Here is a 21,420-nt window from a genome sequence, read left to right as displayed (position 1 = left end):
TATTTCCCCTTCAATGTTTGTATTTTGAACTATAGTTATATATAGATAGCGCTCAAAACACCATCACATTCATATAACTTATATGTGGTTTCTCGATTGCCAAAGCACAGGGTAAATAAAAGCTTATCAATAACGCTTAAAATCGTTTTGATGGCTTCTACTATACTTGCGTTAGCTGTCTCATTGTCAGACTGGCTAGTTTACAAAAACGCAAAGGAACTATTACTAAGCTCTACTTTAAGTAAGATGGAGGGCACTTTATCGCTTGAAATTGAGAGAATCACAGGGGAAATAGACCAAGCCCGAGAGCAAGCAGAGCAACTTGCAGACGCTGCAATTGTACAGGGCTTTTTATTCACGCTCGCCCCTCCTAAAGGTAACGATAATCAAGCCACAACAAACACTAAATTAGTCGAAATAGAGGGCTGGAGGCGTTACTTAGAAGAACAGTTCACTCGGTTGATTCAATCCAAAAACTACTTGCAAGTTCGACTTATAAACGCAGAAAACGGCATGGAGCTTGTTAGGGTAAATCGCGATCGCGAAGCGTTTATGCCAGAACGGGTAAGAGGCGATGAACTGCAAAACAAAAGTAATAGAGACTATTTTAAGAAGGGCCGATCTCTAAAAAACGGTGAGATTTATATTTCAGATATCACCTTAAATCGTGAAAATGGTCAAATAGTCACCCCCTACCAACCGACGCAGAGAATCGTATCCCCCGTTTATTTTGATGCCAATAAATTTTCCTCAGGTAGCAATACAGAGGTATTAGAGCTAGCCGAACAATTGCGCCGTTTCGATCAAATCCGAACACTCACCTCGATGCGAATAGCACAGTCAGGCAACCTAGCTTGGCACAACCGCTACAGCCAAACAATCTCAAATTTGAACGACTTCCTCAGCCAAATGGATCAATTCACTGCAGTTGAAGACGCGGTAACCCTTAATGAACTTAAGTTGACGCATACCGATCTACAACAGTCTGAGAGCTTGGTTATTGATTATGTTCGCCGCGGATTACTGATTGACGCAACCCAACGAATTATCAGCAAGCAGTACTGGCAACAAAAAAGGCATTTTAAAAACACGCTTGAAGAACTGATATCAATGCTAGAAAGCAGGCACCAAGCCACAAGCTTTAGACACACACCTAAAGCGTTAATTGTCATCAATACAGATGCCTCAACGTTACTCAGTACATTAAATAATACAGGTTCAGACAAAACCTTACTGGTTAACAGCCAAGGTCAATATATTCATCATCCAGATAAACGTAGACGTTGGGCATTTGAACGCAACCCAGACACTCAAGATGTAAAAATCGATGAGCCTTGGGTTTGGCAAGCCTTATCAGAAACTCAGAAGCCTAAACCCTCATTTGATCAGCACAGTGAACTACACATCACAGGGAAAATTCTTTATGCCAATGATGACCCGCATCGGTTCCTAGGCTTGGTTATTACGCAACCAGAAGAAGCCGTACTAAAACCTATTCAGGCTTTCAAAACCCAATCTATCTATGTGTCGATTCTAGCGATACTGCTATCGGGCCTCGCCATTGCATTATTCACACGCCGCCAACTTAAGCCAATATCTATTCTTACTCGGCAAGCCAAGCTGATTACCGCAGGCTACGACCGCTCAACATTAAAAATACCTAATGCAAAAGGCGAAGTTAAAACCATGGTTGACGCCTTTGAGTCACTCATTGAGAAACTACAACACCAAACTCAAGAAGCAAATGAAAATGCACGTGCAGTATCTCAGCTTGCAGAAACATTAGAGCAACGGGTTAAAAGCCGAACAGCAGAGCTCGCTGAATCGATGTATAAAGCCGAAGCGGCGTCTATCGCTAAAAGTCAGTTTATGGCAACCATGAGTCATGAAATCCGTACACCAATGAATGGTGTTTTAGGTATGGCACAGCTATTAGATAATAGTGAGCTAACCGAACAACAGCGATACTACCTCCGCACTATCAACCAATCAGGTCAGGCGCTACTCGGCATTATTAACGATATTCTCGACTTCTCTAAGATTGAGTCTGGAAAATTGGAGTTAGAGCCCATCGAGTTTGACTTAGAGCATATCGCCCATGATGCATTGCATCTGTTGGTTGCCACCGCAGAGCAAAAAGGGCTGGAGTTAATATTTAACTACGATATTCATTGTCCTCGTCATTTCAAAGGTGACCCAGGGCGTATCCGTCAGGTTTTAATCAATCTAATTGGCAACGCCATAAAGTTCACTGAAGAAGGCTACATTCAACTTAATATTCGCTACGATGATAGCCAGCACCTGCCCCTTAGCATTGAAATAATTGACTCAGGCATTGGTATATCTAAAGAGCAACAAGAAAGTTTGTTTGAGGCGTTCACGCAAGCCGACGCATCAACCACCCGCCGTTATGGCGGAACAGGGTTAGGATTAACCATTAGTAAGCGTATCATAACGTTAATGAACGGCACTATTGGTGTTAATAGCGAAGCAGGTCAAGGCACTACATTTTGGTTTAAGTTACCCCTCCCCCCCAGCCAAAGCCCTTCACAATTTACACGCGCTAATATAGATAATGTTAAGGTATTAATCATTGACGACAACCATATTAATTGCGTGATTCTAGAAGACCTACTTCAATACTGGGGGCTTATTACCGTTACTGCCACCAACCGCCAACAGTCGATAGCCGCATTAGAACACGCCATTAAAATTAAAGACCCCTTTCAGTTAGTGCTGCTTGATTACATGATGCCAGACTGTGATGGATTAACACTCGGCAAAGAAATTAACGATAACTACAAACTCCCCCAAATCATGCTTACGTCAGCAACAGACGAAAACAGCCCAAAGGCGCTACATAAAGCAGGCATTTCAATTTGCCTAAGCAAGCCATACAGCTCAAAAACACTTAAGAACGCACTCGAAATTGCACTTGATAAAAACAACGAAACGTTATTGCTCAAACCCCGTTCGCAATATGAAGTCAATAACCATCGGGGTTGTTCAACTGTTGATATTAAACTCAATGGAAAAGTCCTACTAGTTGAAGATAACCTCGTCAACCAAGAGGTCGCCAAAGGCTTTTTGAATCAACTGGGGCTTGAAGTGGATGTTGCTGAAAATGGTTTAGTTGCCATAGACCGACATAAAACAAGTTTCTATGACTTAATTTTGATGGACTGTTTAATGCCAATCATGGATGGCTTTGAAGCGACGCGAAAAATCAGGTTGCAAGAGACCGGCAACAGGCACACACCTATCATTGCCCTAACAGCCAATGTGATGGCAAGCGATCAACAAAGCTGTAAAGAAGCCGGTATGGATGATTTTGTGGGTAAACCTATTGAACAAGATGAGCTAGTTAGGAAGCTCAGCCACTGGCTAGGCCAAGAAATAGAACCTTCGGAATCGCCCTCCCATTTAACGCCTAAAATCGAGGAAAACACAGTGGAAGATAAAGGCTTAATGGTTTCGGAAGAGCGATTTAATAAGATGCGGGCTCAGCTTAAAACACATTTTCAGTCCATTTTTTCTGCTTATTTGATGGAAAGCGATGCACTAATAGTAGGCTTAAAAGAAGCAGGCGAGAAAGGCGATATAGACACGATGATCATCGCCGTTCACAGCCTTAAGTCGAGTAGTGCCGCATTAGGCGCAGAACAGCTTTCATCTCTTGCAGAATCCCTTGAATCCCTTTACGAAAAAGGTAACACCCAAAACTGGAAAGCTGACGCCGACAACCTCTCTGATATTTTTCAAAAGACCAAGCAAGAGATGGAAACACTTAACGAGGCGAATTTAAAAAATTGAAGTATTTATTGCATCTACGTACCCAAAAAACCGCAGCTAAGAGCAGCGCCTACAATAAAATACCTAGCAGGGTCTGACACGTTAGTGCGATTTTTTATTCAATCACATTCCGTTAAATTTAATTCTGGTTAACGATGGAAGATAATAGTAACGGCCTTAATCATCCTCTCCCTTATCTCGTCGTCCTTCCCCTTTCTTCATGCGTTTTTCCATCATCCGCTGCATTTTCTGTTTTTGCTCATCGGTTAAGATGGCATAAATCTCTTTTCTAACCTCCGCTGACTTCAGTATTTTAGTTTTCAACTGCGCAGCAGCAGCATCGGCATGTTTTTCAGCTTTAGCATGGTATTCTGGGTCATCAGGAGTTATCGACAACATCTCCTGACGCATCCCCCGACGAGCCATCTTATTCGTTTTACCGTCCTCTTTAGCGCGCGTTAAAATCGCCTTCAGTTGGGTTTCCTGCTCGTCCGTCATATCCAGCTTATCTGATAGACGCTCCATTTTTTTCTCATATTTTTCACTGCATTCGTGCTTATCTTTTCCAAACCATCCCGATTCAGCATTTGCAGTGCCTATAGTAAACAAACCCGCCGCGATGATTGTAGGTACAACGAGCGCCATTCGAGTTCTTTTATTGGTCATCAGTGTTTTCATATGTAATTCCTACCTTATTTATCTCTATTGTTTGTCACATGCGAAGCGCTTGTCGCTTCGAACGCTTAACTATGAACACAAGGCGAGTTTACCAAGCAGGATGTAAAGCAACGTTTGGGAGGTGTAAAGAAGATGTAAAGATAGCGAGTAACCACCTTTACAGATTTATCTCTATGCTAGAATCAAGCGTGTGTTTATCCATAAAAGATTAAAAGCATGGCCTCCGTATTCCCGAGGATGACGAGACCAAACAATTATTACGTGATGAAATTATAATGAACTCACCGCACCTATTATTGGTTGAAGATGATTCAGAAATCAGTGAACTATTAGTGACGTTATTATCTAAAGAAGGTTTTAATATCACCTGCGCCTTTGATGGTAATGATGGCTTAGATAAAGCGCAGCTACAGACGTTTGACTTACTGATACTCGATATCATGTTACCTGGGCGAGACGGTCTAGAGGTGCTGCGTGAGCTTCGTAAATCCAAAAACACCCCTGTATTAATGCTGACCGCTAGAGGTGATGATATAGACCGAATTGTGGGGTTTGAAATGGGCGCAGATGACTACCTGCCTAAACCCTTTAACCCGCGTGAATTGATCGCACGTATTAAAGCGATTCTAAGACGTGTAGGGTTAGACCACGAAGCGTCTAAGCATGATACACCCGCCTCATTAACAACCCAAGATATAGAAGTGAAACCTCAGAGTAGACAAGTCTTTCTCAACTCAAAAGAAGTTGAACTCACCAATGCCGAATATAATATCTTAGTTGAACTATTAAGCCATCAAGGTGAGGTTATTGATAAAGCAGCGCTCACTCAACGCGCGCTAGGAAGAAAACTAACCCTGTATGACCGTGCTATTGATATGCATGTTAGTAATCTCAGGAAAAAGCTCGGCGATACACCTGAAGGGCAGCCTCGTATTAAAACCATTCGAGGTGTCGGTTATTTATTCCAGGTTACTGAAAAGGTATCGCGTTAAATGAATAATCACCCCACCAACAGACCCTCAACTAAAAACCGTTATACACTCTTTTTAAAGATTATGGGGGTCTTTTGGGCCACGCTCTTATTAACCACCATTGCCAATATCACCATCACCTCCCAAATTAGCAATATCGAACATAAAGCCGAAAAGGTTCAAAGCAAAATTGAAAGTCTCGCAAACGACGGCGTAACGGTTTACGAAACCTCAGGCGAAAAAGCGCTCAACAAATGGTATAAGCGTATCTATGAGGACGATGAAATAAGGGCTGTGCTTTACCTTGTCAGTAGTGATGATAGAGTACTTAAACGCGAAAAATTAGGCAGACCGGTTGCAAGTAGTCGGCACCGGGACAAAGATGTCAAAGATGTCAAAGATGTCAAAGATGATAATGACCACCAAAAGGATGATCATTACCGCACAAACAAGTACCTTGAAAAACGCGGGGATCGTAAACACTTTGACGTGCCCCTCCTTCCAATCAAGACTCGCATCTCAGTCATATCGCACAATGGAGCGCATTACCAACTAAAGGTATTGCCATCCCCCTATATTCACAAAGAGCTGAGGTCTCCCAAAGAGTACCGCTGGCTACGCCTATTAATCACCCTTGGCATTATTCTTATTGCATCACTGTGGTTAAGTCGGCATGTGGTCAAACCCGTGATTACCCTCAAGCAGGCAAGCCAAAAAATGGCTGCGGGGGAACTATCTACCCGCGTCGGCAGTAGTATCGGCAATCGAAAAGATGAACTTGGCCAGCTCGCTACATCATTTGATGAAATGGCTAAACAATTAGAAAAAACCATCACCGGACAAAAGCAGTTACTTAGAGATATTTCTCATGAAATTAGAACACCCTTAACTCGACAGCGTATCGCCATTGATCTCGTCAGAACGCTTGTGGAAGACAACCCCTCTTCTGCCAGTCTGCTTGATAAAATTGAATCACAAAACAATAAACTTAACGAACTTATTGAGAACCTGCTGACACTTAATCGGTTAAACGACGGAGCAAGTCAGCTATCTATCGAGCCCGTTGATTTAACGCCCTTAATTAGAGAACTACTTGAAGATGCAGAAATCGAAGCCAGCATCAAAAAGATCACGCTAATGCAGCAAGGGCTAGAGTCTGTAGTGGTTAATGGTAACCGGACACTGCTGGCGAGAGCATTTGAGAATATCGTCGGCAACACCCTTAAATACAGCCCCGAAAATGCCATTGTCTCAGTGGATATTTCAACGGCAGACAACGGCGTCATTGTCGAAATTACCGACCAAGGACCAGGGCTTAGTGAAGAAGAAATACGGCAAGTATTTACCCCCTTTTACAGAGCCGATAACTCGCGTACTCAGTCAACCGGAGGTTATGGGCTAGGGCTCTCGATTGTGAAGCAGGTGGTTGATCTACACGATGGTAAAGTGAAGCTTTACTCTCCTGAAGAGGGAGGACTTTGTGTGAGGGTTTATCTTCCCTTGCCAAGTTAAGCGGGAATCCACAATTTTATTGAGAATAATAGCGCCTCGCATACGCGAGGATGACAATAGGTATAGTCACGAAGGCGTCTATAATAAGGGACTTTGGAAAATTAATTACCTAGTGATCAAACACGTACCCGACTGAACGTCTACTTTTAAAATATTCAGGATGTTTAGGATCGTCTTCGAAATATTTACGAAAGCGAGCAACAAAGTTATCGACTGTTCGAGTGGTCAAACTTTTTGAGAAACCCCATGCAATTTCAAGTATCTCGCCACGCGAGAGCACCACACCACGATTGGCAATAAACATTCTGAGCAGCCGTAGCTCTTGCTCAGTTAACGAGACTTCTTGGCCTTTGCAAAAAGCGACCGCATGCTTAAAGTCGATGTTATTACCACCAAAAGTATAGCTATCAAGCGCTTCAACAGACGTAGTAGCTGATTCAGGCTTTAACCAGCTATCTCGCGTTAATAGGCGGTCTATGCGCAATAAGAATTCATCTAGATTAAACGGCTTTGAAAGGTAATCATCAACGCCATTAGCTAACCCTTTAACTCGATCTTCTGCCGAACTTTTTGCAGATAAAATCAGTATTGGCAAACGCTCATCTTCGAGTCGAATGCTCTTCAACACCGAGATACCATCAATACCTGGCAACATAATGTCTAGCACCACTAAGTCAGGCTGCCAGTGCTTCCAATCACTCAACCCCGTAGGGCCCGTCTCGGAAATTTTAACATCATAGCCTTGCAGCTGGAGATTAACCCTAATACCTTCAGCAATGTGTCGTTCGTCTTCAACTACTAAGATACGTTTACGCTGGGCTGGCTTATCCATTATTTTTAACTCTCTCTCGTACTTTACAAGAAGGTAACGTCACCACAAATGTCGACCCCCGCCCTTTGCCTTCACTTCGAGCCTTTATCTTGCCACTATGAGCTGCAACAATATTCTGAACAAGATAAAGCCCTAACCCACTGCCTTTAGCCGACATAAGATTAGAATCGCCTACTTGGTAGAACTTCTTAAAGATTTTCTGGCTTTGTGATCGATCAATACCAATACCGTTATCTGTAAACGTTATAACAATATTTTGTGCATTTCTTTCAAACCGAACACTGAGTGATGGCTCATCAGACTCATTATATTTAAACGCATTGGTCGCCAAATTAATCAGTAGCATTTCAAACAAGGGCGCATTAAGTGCAATGTTATAGCGCCCTTCTTTCGGGGGCTCAACCGCCACAACACCCGTTTGAAATAAGTGGGCATTATGCTCATAAAAAGAAGTAATAAATGAAACCGCGTCATGCTCAACAAACGTGCCCTTAAAATGTTTACTCTCAATACTGCCAAGGTCTAATATATTGGTGATATTCTCAGATAAACGATGAACATCCTGCAACATGTAACGTATATATTTTTGCTGATCCTCTTTACTGAGATCATGCCGTTGAAAAGTTTCCAAGTAGAGTTTCAACGACGTGACGGGGGTTTTCAATTCATGAGTAAAATTATTGATAAAGTTATTTTGCAGACGGTATAACTGCTGCATTTTTTGATTATAAACAAAACTCATCGACAAGCCGGTTAGAATTAAGCCCACCAGCAAAGACAACACCACAATGACTAACGCAGTCTGAGACTCAAAGACTTGCCGAGGATCTATACCGAACTTTAAAACAGCCTCTTCTAACCCACTGCTTATTTCAATATACCAATAAATATAAAGAACAAATGAAGACACCAGTGCGACAATGGAGAATATGAAAATAAAAACCCCATTAGGCATTTGTTTATTTTGCTTCACTGCTGTTTCTTCCCTTCAAATATAACAACTTATGTAAAAGTTTTGTAAAAGCAACGCTAATACAGCACTTGATCAAGTAGTTCTACTGGTATTGAAACACAATAGCACCACAATATAGCTCAACGACAAATAATGCATAACTGAGCTGTTTATAGCTTTTAAACAGTGCAGTGATAATAACACGGGTTACTGGAGAGAGACTTCACAGTGGTAAAATCTCAAGAAGCATTTAATTTTTACTCGCACCTAGCCGGCATGATTGCATCGGTAATCGGTACATTATTTTTACTCAACCTAGCCACCGGCTCTGCGTCGATGGTCGTTACAGCGTTGGTCTACGGGCTTTCGATTACGTTTTTGTTCTCGGCAAGTTCGCTTTATCACATGTTCAAGAAACAAGAGAATGAACTCTCTTTTTGGCGCAAGATGGACCGTTTAGCCATCTTCTTTATGATTGCTGGCTCTTACACGCCTGTTTGTTACTTCTTTTTAGATAATGACTGGCGTCTACCGATGATTGCTATTCAGTGGGGGTTAGTCGCCTTTGGCGTTTGCTCGCAGCTATTTTTCCCTCGCGCGCCTAGAATGATCTATGCAGTCATCTTCTTAATTATGGGTTGGATGCTGGTATTCCCAATGAAACATATTCTGAGTGTCATGACACCGCTACAAGAGACTCTGCTCTTTGCAGGTGGCATTGCCTACACCATCGGCGCGATTGTCTACGCCATTAAAAAGCCTCTGATGATGCCTGGTATATTCAGTTTTCATGAGCTATTTCATGTCATGGTGTTGATTGGTTGGGCTTGTCACTATGCGCTTATCTATACCGCGTTTTTAACCGCCAGCATCGCCTAATGAATAGCCACTTTACTAGCACAGCCAAGGCCAAGTCACTACCACTATTATGCCAACAACGACTGGATGATGAGCGTCAGCTTTTTGCGTCTGATTACCAAAAATACTACCTTGAAGGTGAAACTAAAGCCCAACACATCGGCGAACCTTACCTTCTGCACAACCCTGGCTCAACGCGAGGAGTATTGCTCATACATGGTTTAATGGCCGCCCCCGAAGAAGTAAGAGAGTGGGCGGATTTTTTATTCTCTAAAGGTTTTACCGTTTATGCCCCTAGAATGGCAGGCCACGGAACCTCTGCCGATGATCTCGCACAACGCAAAAGGGGTGAATGGATTGAGTCTGTCAACCGAGGACATGAAATTCTAAAAATGTGCTGTGACCGCATCACGGTAGCAGGTTTTTCAACCGGCGGCGCTATCGCGCTTCATCAAGCCATTAGCAAACCCAACACGTTCGAAGCACTCATTAGCATCAGCGCCCCTCTTAAATTCAAAACGTTTTCAGCGCATTTCGCCCGTCCTGTAAACCTTTGGAATTCAGCGTTACGCACATTCGATAGCCTTATGCCCAGCATCGTTAATACCGCTCTTCTCCGCAAAGAGTTTGCAACCAATCATGCTGATAACCCTCATATCAATTATCTACGCTGCCCCGTCAGTAGTATTGCTGAGATTCAACGGTTGATGAAAGGTGTTGAGAAAAACATAGCCACCTTGTCGATACCTACGCTTATTATCCACGGAACACATGACCCAAAAGTCGATGTGGAAAGTGCGCGAGAGTTGTTTAAAAAATTACCCGATGGGGAGAAGTATTACAAAGAGATCGACTTTCATTTGCATGGAATTATTAGAGGGTATATTGCTCAGACGGTGTTTCGTGAGGTCGATAACTTTTTGAATAGCCCGCGTCAAACTACCAAGCGCGGGTTCAACAGAGAAACCTGACCGTCAAAAAGCTTAGAACCTTCTCATTGAGCCTTCTTCGCCACCAATAAAGCATCTGACTTACTCGTATCGCTTAGCATTTCTTCTGATACAAAAATCTTTTCAACGTCTCGTATTAGCTGGGGCTCGCCAGTTCCTAGTTTATGCTGATAGATGGCATCAAAGGCTAAAACATTTTTCACATATCGTCGAGTTTCATCATAGGGGATCGTTTCGACCCAGACATCAATCGGCAGTCCGGCTGATGATTCTACCCATTTTTTAACTCTATGAGGGCCTGCGTTATATGCAGCGGTGGCTAGTGCTCGGTTATTGTTAAAGCGCTGATACATATCGGCTAAGTAAGCAGAACCTAAGGTAATATTGTATTGCGGGTCATAAAGGGAGTTTTTAGAGGGTTTTAAACCTATTTTTTTAGCCGTTTGTCGTGCTGTTGCGGGCATGAGTTGCATCAAACCTCTAGCACCCGCCCCTGATCGTGCCTTTTCTGAGAATGCGCTTTCTTGCCTTGCAATCGCAAACAACCAAGATGACTCAATGTTAACTTGAGCCGCAGCCGCCATAAATGTTTCTTTATGAGGCGTTGGAAAGCGTATAGAGAGGTCATTCCAGTGATCTGCTGCAATTACCGCGGTAATTGCACGGTTATGCCAGCCCCACTGATAGGCAAGTTTAGCTAATGACATCAAGCCTGCTTGGTTGTCTTTATTACGCGCTAAATATTGCCACTCTCGCATCGCTGTTTTGGTTTGCCCTAGGTTCAGGAATTCTTTTGCACGATCAATCTCAGGCAGACGCTCAAAGGCTTGGTAAGTATCTAATTCAACCGGCAGGGGCATATTGGTTAGCGTGAGCGGCCTCCCCAAAAACTCGGCTGCCATAAAGCCATAATAGCTGCGCGTATCGGCTAATTTTTCAAGCTGTACTTGGTCTAATCGAGGCACATCCATTTTGAGTGCGATATAGGCTTTATGTTTCCAGTAGTGCCACTTTTGTTTCATGCCGTCTGTTTTTTCAAGCACTTGAATCCATTTAAGTACTGAACCCCAGTCGCGATTGCGGAGACTGACACGAATCTGCCATTCAAGTACTTCTCGAGAGTGACTGGCGACTGCAGAACTACCTTCTTCAGGCAGAGAAGCCAAGAGGCTCGATGCTGACTCATCATATTGCCGAGCAAGCCCCAAATAAATTCTTTTTTCTAATGCAACAACGTCAGATGGCGCAAATTCAAATCGGTCGCGATGCGTATTCCAGTACTTTAAGGCTAAGTCAGGGCGGCGTCGAATTCGTCTTTTGATACCGTGCTCAACCACCTCTTTCATGTAAGGGTTGCTCGTTGGAAATAGCTTAACACTAGCAAGAATGTCTGGCTTTTTATGAACCCATATCATGGTCGCAGCCGCTTTATGCTGGTCCCCCTTAAGAAAATTGCTCGCATAACTTGCAAGCGAAGTATGACCTCTATTAAGTGCGAGCTTGACCCTCTCGTATGCATAATCTGGTTTAAAGTAGGCCGATTTGAGCCAGATTCTAAACAATGGGTCGCAGGCTTTTGGCGATGAACCGCTCACCGTCCATGCCTCCGCAGTGCGCTCTAATGCTTTTTGTTTCTCTCCTGAGCGATAAAGGGCTCTAAGGTAGTAACAGTTCAGCGTGCGCGATTGCAGGGTGCCATCATAATTTTCAAGAAAAGCACCCCACTCTCCCCGTTTCGGTAGGCTTAACAACCATTCGTACTTGAGTCGGTTGCTAATAGACTGGTCTGGGTATTGATCTAAAAATAATTTAATCGCCTGAGTATCGTTGTATTTTCCATGTCGGATACGTTCATACTCTAAATAGGGGCTTAACACGTAGTCCGAAATTGATTCACTCAGCGATGTAAACGTGTCGACTTTTCCTTCGCTCAGCGCATCAAGCGCGGCAAGGTAAGTTTGTTGAGTCGTATTGAGCTGTGCCGCTAACTGAAGCGGCAGCAATAGAATCATTATGGTCAGTAAAACACGATATTGGATCATAGCATCCCTAAGGTAGCGTTCGTCCTCTTACTAACCCCATAAAAATATTGTTGAGTGTCTGCACTCAAATAAAATGGGTTCGAGAAATACCGGTTAACGACGAGTAGGACATAAAAAAGTAATATCTAAAGACTACTACTAATTTTTTGAATAACAAGGGGGAAAGCCACTAAAATAGAATATTAACAGAGATGTAATCCAACTAGGCCACACCTGGTGCGGCCTAGTCTCTAAATAGCTACGTTTATCAGAACTACAGCCGATTATGAGGCGCGCTAAAGTCTTCATCTGGCCCTAAAGGAATAACACCTGTTGGGTTGATGGTTTTGTGGCTACCGTAATAGTGTATTTTGGTATATTCCAGATCTATGGTCTCTTTCACGCCAGGCACCTGATACAGTTCTCTTAAATAATGACTAATATTAGAAAACTCATTTAGCTTCTGCCGGTTACACTTAAAGTGGCCGTGGTACACCGCATCAAAGCGGATCAAGGTCGTAAACAAACGCCAATCAGCCTCAGTGATACTATCGCCCACTAAATAACGCTGTTTACTTAACCGCTCTTCAAGCCAATCTAAGCTTTCAAATAGCGCAATATAGGCATCTTCATAGGCTGCTTGCGTGGTGGCAAAACCTGCCCGATAAACGCCATTATTAATGGTTTCATAGATACGCTCATTGATGCTATCTATTTCGCCTCTCATTGCCTCGGGATAATAGTCAACATGGTTACCCGTCATATCATTAAAGGCAGTATTTAAAATCCTGATAATCTCGGCAGACTCATTATTGACGATCGTTTCTGTTTTTTTATCCCAAAGCACTGGCACAGTTACTCGGCCCTGGTAGTCGGGTGCAGCCTTTAAATAGAGCTGATACATAAATTGAAGGCCGTATAATGAATCACCTTGTTCACCAAACTCCCAACCGTTTTCTAGCATTTTTGGCTCTACAATACTGACCGTTATAATGTCTTCGAGTTGTTTAATCTTACGGAAAATAAGGGTGCGGTGAGCCCATGGGCATGCCAATGATACATAAAGGTGGTAGCGCCCTTTTTCTGGTTGGTAAGTCGCACCGTCTTCTGATGATATAGTGTTTCTAAAGCGGCTTTCCTGACGGATAAATTCACCCTCAGTTTCTTCTGTTGGATACCACTCGTCTACCCATTCACCCTTTACAATTAAACCCATAATATCTTCTCCATGTGCTCGTTAGTTTCTTTAAGCTCAACTCGCTTAAAGACATTAACACTATAATACACCAATATTTGTGATCAATTATCCCACTTAGCAAACCAAATCAATCAACTATATAGATAGTTAAGACCTTTCTGCAGTGTTTTACCTTAGTTTAAAAACTAACCTCCGTAAACTTTGCATGAGGCGTGAGCACGCGCATCGACGACAATGCCATGAGTTCAATTTCTTCCGTATTGCCATTCTCACAGTCAAAGATCAATACTTCGTACTTACAGGAGCCCTTCGACTTCGCAATAGTTGTTTGGGGAATGCCGGTGTATTTGCCCCCTGATTTTAAAACGAGTGTCACTCGGTACTGATATAGGCAGGCTATTTCTAAATAATCATGTAAGTCGCAGTTTAAAATATTACTCATATTTATCCCCTCCAAACAGCACTATAGCTAACCTCGTAGAGACCTAACATTTGTACCACAAATAGCTAAGTGTTAAATCACCCGCTGTTGTGATAACCATTTTTTCAACTGCGCCATGGGTACTGCACCCGCTAAACGAGCAACCTCTTTACCTTGGCGAAACAGTATTAACGTGGGTATTGATTGAATCTTCCAACGCCCCGCCAATGGCTGCTGCGCTTCAGTATTAAGCTTTGCCAGCCGTATACGCGGCTCCAACTCTTTTGCGGCTTGTTCAAATACCGGCGCAAAGCTTTTACAGGGGCCACACCAAGGTGCCCAACAGTCGACCAACACGGGGATTTCATTGTGATTGAGAACCGCAGCAACATTGGCGCTCGTTAGCTCCATAGGCCTACCAATAAAGAGTGGTTTTTTACATTTCCCACAGTTCGGTTTATCGGTTAAGCGCTCATTCGGCAATCGATTCGTCGCATTACATTTTGGGCAGGTTACATTTGTTGTAGACATAGGATTGTTTCTTTATAACTGATGAGAATGTGATGGTTATATTGAGGTTAGCAAGCACACATCCCTCATGCAACGCGATTAGAAAGTATAGACAGGTTAAATATGGTTAATATCTTGTCTATGAAGGCTTTAGGGCTTTGTCTGACTTCGTTTACATGCTATTTTGTATTGACTAATATCGATTAATTTATACAGTTAACGGTACCTTCAATGCTTCGATACTTCACTATCCGACAAGCCATTGGCGTTATTTTGGTTTTCGTCTTTTTATTTGCAAGTGCCAGCATTACGGCCTACCTCGTTTACGACCGTTATACGTTCAGCAAGCAACAGCTTAAAAGCCACATCATCCAAACGGTTCGAACGGGTGCTCAACAGCAATTTGCTATTTACTACTCTGATACCGACGTTTTACAACAAAGTCTTGATGAACTCCTTGAGTACCCTACTATTGAGTATGCCGTCGTTTATGACCGTTTGGGGCGCATGATTACCAGTCGAACCCAAGACAAAAATCAACAGCTACCCGCTGATTTTGTACAAAATCGCACCAACGGTTCTACTTTAGATATCACTCAAATTGAGCGAAAAAGCCCTCTTTCAACTAGCACAGTCCTAGAAATTTCAGCACCAGTGTTCTCTTTGGTAAACCCTTACCAAAAAAACATCAGTCGCAAAGCGTTTGGCGAGCAGTTAGCACAAGCACGCAACCAAGGGGCTCAAAATATTCTCGGTTACTACGTTGTAGGTGTAAACCTTAAACAGCTACGGCAGACACTTTACGGCTATAGCGCTAAAGTCGCAGCCACTTGTCTACTGCTATGCCTTATCGCCCTTTACCTAACACTTATGTTGGCCCATCGCATTACCGCCCCACTGGCGAGTTTGGCTCAACTAGCGGATGATATTGCCGATGGGAAACTCGACAACACTTTCCGCACTCAAGGGTCAGGAGAAGCCCGCCGAATCGCAGATATGCTCAACCTCGTACTATCAGACCTAAGCTCTCACAAAGCTAAAATGGATGTAGAAAGTCATCTACTCAACATGAAAGTTGACGAGCGAACAGAGCAGCTCTCGCGCCGCAACCAAGAGCTTAATCAAGCCGTTCAACAGGTAACACAAGCTAAAGATCGTATGCGCCAACTGGCGTATTACGATAGTTTAACGTCATTACCTAACCGCCAGTTGTTTACAGAACAACTGGAGCTTCTGCTTAAAATATCCAGACGGGAACAGTCTAATATCGCGTTACTCTTTTTGGATTTAGATAATTTCAAACGTATCAACGACTCTCTTGGTCATACCGCGGGCGACATGCTGCTACGCGAAGTTGGTGCCCGACTGTCTGACTGCGTAAGAGAAAGTGATCTTATTTCTCAGTGCTTTGACGGCGAATCAAAAATCGATGTTTCAAGGCTCGGCGGCGACGAATTTACCGTCGTTCTCAACAAATTGGACGAAGCCAAGACCGCCGGAATTGTTGCAGAGCGATTACTTGAGTCACTACAAACCCCCATGCTAATTGATGGGCATGAAATCGTGATTACACCAAGTATTGGGATAGCCATCGCACCTCAAGATGCAAACTCGGTAAAAGACCTTCTTAAGCGTGCAGATACAGCGATGTACCATGCGAAAACCACAGGAAAAAACAATTATAGCTTCTACTCGAGCGCAATGAAGGAAACCTCAGTAGGCCGCTTAAAGCTTGAAGCTGACTTGCGTCGCGCCGTAGAGCGTCAAGAAATGACACTTTATTTTCAACCTCAGGTCAACATCAAAACAGGTGAAATCAGCGGGGCTGAAGCCTTAATTCGCTGGAACCACCCTGAGCATGGATTAGTCTCCCCTGCCCGCTTTATACCCTTGGCTGAAGAGATGGGGCTTATTGTTCAGATAGGCGCTTGGACGCTGCTTGAAGCCTGCCGCCAGTGCAAAGCATTTCACGAACAAGGGCTTAAATTACCCAAGGTTGCCGTTAACGTCTCAAGCTTACAATTTAACGCTGCGTTTATAGAGCTGGTTAAGCAAGTACTGATTGAAACCCAACTAGAGCCCAAATTGCTTGAGCTTGAGCTGACTGAAGGGGTTATCATGAGTAATGCTAAGTCTTCAGTACAAGCGTTGCATGAACTTAAAAAGCTTGGCTGCACTCTGTCTGTAGATGATTTCGGAACGGGCTACTCATCGCTCAGCTACCTTAGCCGTTTTCCGCTAGATGAACTTAAAATCGATCGAAGTTTTGTAATCGATTACGACAAAAGTGAGAATAGCGCGAGCTTGGTGAGTGCAATTATCGCGATGGGCAAGAGCCTAAATTTGAGAATGGTCGCAGAAGGGGTGGACGATATAGCGCAGTTTCACTTTTTGCGAAAGCAGGGTATACAGATCATTCAAGGCTATCTTTTCAGCCAGCCTTTACCCAGCGAAGAGTTTGCAATACTTCTCGCTGATTCGCCGTTTGAACAACAAATTGAAGAGATGATTCGGACTTAAACCAAGCGACTTAACGCATTTAAGCCTCCCTGCCAGGCAATCTAATCAGGCAATCCACACTTAGTCTAGCTCATTCAATAGCTCTTTGTGGTAATCGTCTGTGTTAATCGTTAAACCCAAATCAGCTATCTTTCGATCTAATGCTTTAATCTCTAACTTCAGATCACTCAAGGTCAGGTCATTGTCATCCAACTCATAAAGCTGAGCACAAGCCTTTAGATTATAATTCATGATTGTTAACGCTTTTAGATTATTCGTTTCAGCTGCAGCTTTAATTTTAGCTGATTTTCGGTAAATACGATTTAACTCTTGTTTTAACTGCCAAACATACAACACTTCTGTCATATAAGGGTGCATTCTGAAACGGCGCAAAGCCCCACCAACAACAATGGCACCCATGACAACCCCCATTAGGTTAAGTGTAAAATTAGAACCACCAGGCTCACCAAACAACTGAATGAGTAAGGTAGAAACCCCCAACGAAAGCACCATTAATACAATAATAACGGCGGCAATAACTCGGTTTAAGCGTTTTCGATAAAGTGCTTTATCAATTGTTTTTAACTGCATAAAATAAGGGTCTATAGACGAATTAGCGGCCTATTATACTCTCTGCCACGTACTATAACCAACCAAGGACTAAGCCTTTTGTTGATTAACATGCTGTAAAATTAAACCTCGGATAACGCCCAAATTGATAGCTCGCCATATATGACGACCCTGCCCGTAAAGATGAAAACTCATAGCATTTGTGGGGTAAGGTTATTTCAGCATCATAATCGCCTAGAATACACGTTTCAAAAACCTGAATTCGCGTCAGCATCAACACATCATACTGCTCAATAGCGTTAATATTAGGCAGTTGTATAGTCGCTAAATTCGCCTCAAGCATAGAGCTGTTTTCATTAAAGACAGCCGCCCCCATTAGCTTGCCCACCGTTGAAGCCTTCAACGTCAGCAGAGTACCTAGCGGGTATCTCAACCCATACTTAATAAATGCTTCATCCGCTACAAACCCAACGCAATTATACTGCTCTTTTTCATCTTCCCAGTGAGCTAAGCACAGCTGCACTTCTATTTTTTGAGGAATGAAAATACCGTTTTTACAAAGCTGCGGAGCAAGATTAGCGGTAGCCGCTACTTGAGGCTCTTGCTCTAATGCCTTTTGCATAACTTCAGCAATAATAATATGCAAATGCTCGTCATGCTGATAGACGCAGGCATCGCCTTGAATAAGGGTGACCTGATGGTCAAGCAGGTCCAATGTTGTTAGCAACACATTGACACTGTCTAAAGACTGCTGATGTATATCTAAAAGATATATATCGAGCTCTCTCGACTTAACCTTCACCAACAACGGCAGAAGCAAGGTCGCAAAAGGCCCACAGCCGGCATATAAAATCTTTAATCGCGCTGCCGGAAAACGCTTTTTTGCCGCATCAATGGCACTATCAACGCCGCGAATAAACATCACGCTTCGCTGATAGTCCTTAATGCAAAAAGCTGCTGCTTGAGGGTTGATCGCTACGCCGCTTTCTAAAAAGGAGTCATCAGCCCACGCATCAAACGTAGCATCCGGTGTTATCGCGGTAATCTCGCTGCATAATGAGGCAAAGTCATCCAACACAGCATGAAGCGATTCGATTGAGCGATTAGTATCAAGAATTGCATCAGTGATATCAGAGAGTCGGTGTTTATAGTGCTGAGTGGAGAGCATGTTGATCTCGTTTAATAATCAGTTTTTAAAGCCCACACCCCGTATGTTTCCATACACCGAGTGTTAAGCCAACACATCTTATAATTTTAGATTGTTTGACAATCTAAAATTAAGCACTATCTTGATTAATAAGTGTACAAACACCAACCGGTTCTCAGAGCCAATATACCCCTTGGCTGTTGTTGATAACCTATCTAAAATTTTATATGGGAATATAAAAATGAAAGATAAGTACTGGTTAATGGGCCCCATCTACGACGCACTCAGTTACCTATTCGCAGGAAACTCACTTCTTAAATGCAAATGCTCCATGCTCACACCCGACAACCTAAAGCCTGGCGATAAAGTCCTGTTTGCAGGCGTCGGGCATGGTAAAGAAGCCATACTCGCTGCGGAACAGGGAGCCGAGGTCACCGTTGTTGATTTGTCAGAAGCGATGCTAACGAAGTTTAAAGAAGGTGTCGCCAAATCTAAACAAGATCTCAACATCACCATTATTCACAGCGATATTATGGCGTTCGAAAACGTTAATCATTACGACATGGTTGTGGCTAATTTTTTCCTGAATTCATTTGATGAGCCTTTTATGAACGCTGTTTTTAAACACCTGATAAAACAAGGCAAACCAGGCGCTAATATTGTCGTTGGCGATTTCGCATACCCAGAGGGCAATATATTCGCCAGAGTCACAAAACGAGTCTACTGGTATAGCGCAATTATTATATTTTGGCTTACCACCGGCGCAGCGGTTCACCCCGTTTATAATCATGTAGCCCAGATGAAAAAAATGGGCTTAAAATTCATAGATAAAAAACACAGCACCTTGTTAGGCATGAATACGTATACGTCTTATTTAGGGAGGAAGGTGCGATAGTTTAAAAACTCAAGGCAAAAGCATAAAAGCCCAATACTATTCGCGATTAAATAGTGTTGGGCTCATGTTCGCTAGTTAAAACGGGTTATATAAATAGTTAAGAATACTCTCAGATTGAATTTCAATCATTCGAATAACCTGCACTAAATCAATAGATTTACCGGTAAAAATAGCCGCTAAACCACTTGCTCCGAATATCAGTGGAGTTTCACTAAAATCACCCACTGGCTTGAGTTTAACAAAAAAGAATTCACTCGGTTTTAAACTCCTCATGCTTGGCAGTGTTGCTGAAAGCTGTAGCTGTGCTGATGACGTGGCTTGTATCAAGTGTTCTACTTCAGCATTAAACACACGCCCAGGGTACATACTTAAAGCAAAATGCACTTTATCGCCTGTTCGCACCCACTGTGCAGCCCGCTGGTCAATAGCGGCTAGCAAATAGAGCTCTTCGGTGCTTACGAAGCTAGCTACCTGCTGTTTAATGCGAATAAATGCACCTGGCCGTAAAACAAAATCAACTAAGTAGCCGTCTTCTGGTGCCACAACCGTAGCATGCTCTAAGTTATAATTTGCTTCATCGAGCGCAGCTTTTAGCCCACTAAACGTGTTATCCAAGGCTGCAATTTGTGCGGTAACGTCATCGACTGCATCCTGACGTAACGGCAATTCACGAGCAGCCATTACTTTTTTGGCCACCAAGCTTTTAGCCTCTTTTAGCTTTAATCTGGCTTCAGCTAATTTTGCCTCTAGTGATTTCTTTTGATTACCTGCGGCTGACATTGCTGCTTGTGCTTGGTCACGTTTATCTTGCCAAGTTTGCTTGTCCATTGTGAAAAGTGGATCACCTTTCTTAATTGGAACATTCGCGCTTGCATGCACTTCAGTAACTAACCCTCCAAACTCAGGGGCAACCGGAATAACGTAACGCTCGACGACCATTTCTTTAGAGTATGGCGTCGTCTGCCCTAATAAAACCACCTCAGATAACGCTGCACCAATATATATCCCAAATACAACAAATTTCCAGAACAACGAGAAACGTAACCACTCGAACTTAAAAAAGACTATCCATACAAAACAGAAATAGGCGATCGTAACTAATAATTCCATGATTAAGCCTCACCCTGCTCGTTAGTTGATGCTAATATCTGTGAGCTTTCAGCTACAGTGTGTTCTTTTTCTGGTTCTAGTTCTTTAGCTCGAGGAGTAAGCTCGCCATCAACAACGGCAACCGACACTGTAAATGGTTTTAGGTAAGACCAAACAAGCGCAGCCATCCATAACGGAAAAACCAGCAGGCCTAATAATGAGGTTATTTCAATCGCTTTAGCTTGAGGGTTGCCACGCTTTTCAGCAATTTTCCCAGGCATCGTATGCACAAAAACTATAAACAACGTAATAACAATAACGCAGCTTAAGATAAGCCCTAACGAAACCCAGAATAGCGTTGTTGATCCACCTTCCATACCCTTCTCCCTCAAAATTTATAAGAAGAATAGTATACCCGTATCGAAATTCCAAAAAAGCATTAAATTGAGTACAGCGTAAAAAGTAAGACCCTTGTCGCTTATCAGGGGCGTGAGTCGATGTAAAGCAACTAACATTTCTTCTGAC

The 21,420-nt window shown here is 43.0% G+C and carries 18 protein-coding genes; 7 read left to right on the top strand and 11 right to left on the bottom strand.

Annotated elements, in window-relative coordinates:
• Window positions 1–150 precede the first annotated feature (150 nt).
• Window positions 151–3,813: a response regulator gene (locus NKI27_RS02630; RefSeq protein ID WP_265048150.1), complete on the top strand. Its 3,663-nt coding sequence runs from the start codon at window positions 151–153 to the stop codon at window positions 3,811–3,813.
• 156 nt (window positions 3,814–3,969) lie between these two features.
• Here the strand turns inward: NKI27_RS02630 and NKI27_RS02625 are convergent, their stop codons facing one another.
• A complete protein-coding gene (locus NKI27_RS02625) occupies window positions 3,970–4,458 on the bottom strand; it encodes a Spy/CpxP family protein refolding chaperone (protein WP_265048149.1) in 489 nt (162 codons plus the stop codon).
• A gap of 287 nt (window positions 4,459–4,745) precedes the next feature.
• Here NKI27_RS02625 and NKI27_RS02620 point away from each other — a divergent pair, with 287 nt between their 5' ends.
• Together NKI27_RS02620 and NKI27_RS02615 are read left to right on the top strand one after the other, a co-directional pair.
• Window positions 4,746–5,462 (top strand): response regulator transcription factor, encoded by a 717-nt coding sequence (locus NKI27_RS02620; protein WP_265048148.1) that lies wholly within the window; start codon window positions 4,746–4,748, stop codon window positions 5,460–5,462.
• Window positions 5,463–6,953 carry a HAMP domain-containing sensor histidine kinase gene (locus NKI27_RS02615; RefSeq protein WP_265048147.1) on the top strand — a complete coding sequence of 497 codons (1,491 nt, stop codon included), beginning with the start codon at window positions 5,463–5,465 and terminating at the stop codon, window positions 6,951–6,953.
• Window positions 6,954–7,062: 109 nt separating this feature from the next.
• On the opposite strand, the gene NKI27_RS02610 is transcribed toward NKI27_RS02615, so the two are convergent.
• Entirely contained in the window at window positions 7,063–7,785 is a 723-nt protein-coding gene (locus NKI27_RS02610) for a response regulator transcription factor (protein WP_265048146.1), read from the bottom strand.
• Window positions 7,778–8,758 (bottom strand): sensor histidine kinase, encoded by a 981-nt coding sequence (locus NKI27_RS02605; protein WP_265048145.1) that lies wholly within the window; start codon window positions 8,756–8,758, stop codon window positions 7,778–7,780. Before NKI27_RS02605 ends, NKI27_RS02610 begins: the two co-directional genes overlap by 8 nt.
• A 207-nt stretch (window positions 8,759–8,965) precedes the next feature.
• Between NKI27_RS02605 and trhA the strand changes: the two genes are divergently transcribed.
• Window positions 8,966–9,616 (top strand): PAQR family membrane homeostasis protein TrhA, encoded by a 651-nt coding sequence (trhA, locus tag NKI27_RS02600; protein WP_265048144.1) that lies wholly within the window; start codon window positions 8,966–8,968, stop codon window positions 9,614–9,616.
• Window positions 9,616–10,566, top strand: a complete 951-nt coding sequence (locus tag NKI27_RS02595) for an alpha/beta hydrolase (protein ID WP_265048143.1) — start codon at window positions 9,616–9,618, stop codon at window positions 10,564–10,566. The genes trhA and NKI27_RS02595 overlap by 1 nt, the downstream gene beginning before the upstream one ends.
• A 23-nt stretch (window positions 10,567–10,589) precedes the next feature.
• Here NKI27_RS02595 and NKI27_RS02590 read toward each other — a convergent pair whose 3' ends face one another.
• The 4 genes from NKI27_RS02590 to trxC all read right to left on the bottom strand — a co-directional run bounded on the left by NKI27_RS02590 (window position 10,590) and on the right by trxC (window position 14,716).
• A complete protein-coding gene (locus NKI27_RS02590; RefSeq protein WP_265048142.1) occupies window positions 10,590–12,587 on the bottom strand; it encodes a transglycosylase SLT domain-containing protein in 1,998 nt (665 codons plus the stop codon).
• 253 nt (window positions 12,588–12,840) lie between these two features.
• Entirely contained in the window at window positions 12,841–13,782 is a 942-nt protein-coding gene (locus tag NKI27_RS02585; RefSeq protein ID WP_265048141.1) for a glutathione S-transferase family protein, read from the bottom strand.
• 160 nt (window positions 13,783–13,942) lie between these two features.
• A complete protein-coding gene (locus tag NKI27_RS02580) occupies window positions 13,943–14,206 on the bottom strand; it encodes a Rho-binding antiterminator (RefSeq protein ID WP_265048140.1) in 264 nt (87 codons plus the stop codon).
• Between the two features lie 72 nt (window positions 14,207–14,278).
• Entirely contained in the window at window positions 14,279–14,716 is a 438-nt protein-coding gene (gene trxC, locus NKI27_RS02575; RefSeq protein WP_265048139.1) for a thioredoxin TrxC, read from the bottom strand.
• A gap of 210 nt (window positions 14,717–14,926) precedes the next feature.
• On the opposite strand from trxC, the gene NKI27_RS02570 reads away from it, so the two are divergent.
• Window positions 14,927–17,215, top strand: a complete 2,289-nt coding sequence (locus NKI27_RS02570; RefSeq protein WP_265048138.1) for an EAL domain-containing protein — start codon at window positions 14,927–14,929, stop codon at window positions 17,213–17,215.
• A gap of 60 nt (window positions 17,216–17,275) precedes the next feature.
• Here the strand turns inward: NKI27_RS02570 and NKI27_RS02565 are convergent, their stop codons facing one another.
• Together NKI27_RS02565 and NKI27_RS02560 are read right to left on the bottom strand one after the other, a co-directional pair.
• Window positions 17,276–17,785 carry a DUF3087 domain-containing protein gene (locus NKI27_RS02565; protein WP_265048137.1) on the bottom strand — a complete coding sequence of 170 codons (510 nt, stop codon included), beginning with the start codon at window positions 17,783–17,785 and terminating at the stop codon, window positions 17,276–17,278.
• An 85-nt stretch (window positions 17,786–17,870) separates the two neighbouring features.
• The gene (locus NKI27_RS02560) at window positions 17,871–18,932 is read right to left on the bottom strand and encodes an SAM-dependent methyltransferase (protein WP_265048136.1); all 1,062 of its coding nucleotides are present in this window, start codon (window positions 18,930–18,932) and stop codon (window positions 17,871–17,873) included.
• A 220-nt stretch (window positions 18,933–19,152) separates the two neighbouring features.
• On the opposite strand from NKI27_RS02560, the gene NKI27_RS02555 reads away from it, so the two are divergent.
• On the top strand, window positions 19,153–19,806 hold the full coding sequence (locus NKI27_RS02555; RefSeq protein ID WP_265048135.1) for a class I SAM-dependent methyltransferase: 654 nt from the start codon (window positions 19,153–19,155) through the stop codon (window positions 19,804–19,806).
• 75 nt (window positions 19,807–19,881) lie between these two features.
• Here the strand turns inward: NKI27_RS02555 and NKI27_RS02550 are convergent, their stop codons facing one another.
• Window positions 19,882–20,916, bottom strand: a complete 1,035-nt coding sequence (locus tag NKI27_RS02550; protein ID WP_265048134.1) for an HlyD family secretion protein — start codon at window positions 20,914–20,916, stop codon at window positions 19,882–19,884.
• A 2-nt stretch (window positions 20,917–20,918) separates the two neighbouring features.
• Window positions 20,919–21,272: a DUF3302 domain-containing protein gene (locus NKI27_RS02545; protein WP_265048133.1), complete on the bottom strand. Its 354-nt coding sequence runs from the start codon at window positions 21,270–21,272 to the stop codon at window positions 20,919–20,921.
• Between the last annotated feature and the right edge of the window lie 148 nt (window positions 21,273–21,420).

Origin of the sequence: Alkalimarinus alittae (assembly GCF_026016465.1) — a bacterium.
GTDB lineage: Bacteria > Pseudomonadota > Gammaproteobacteria > Pseudomonadales > Oleiphilaceae > Alkalimarinus > Alkalimarinus alittae.
Note: the sequence above shows the minus strand (reverse complement) of the source record. Positions and strands in the feature narration are given on the sequence as shown.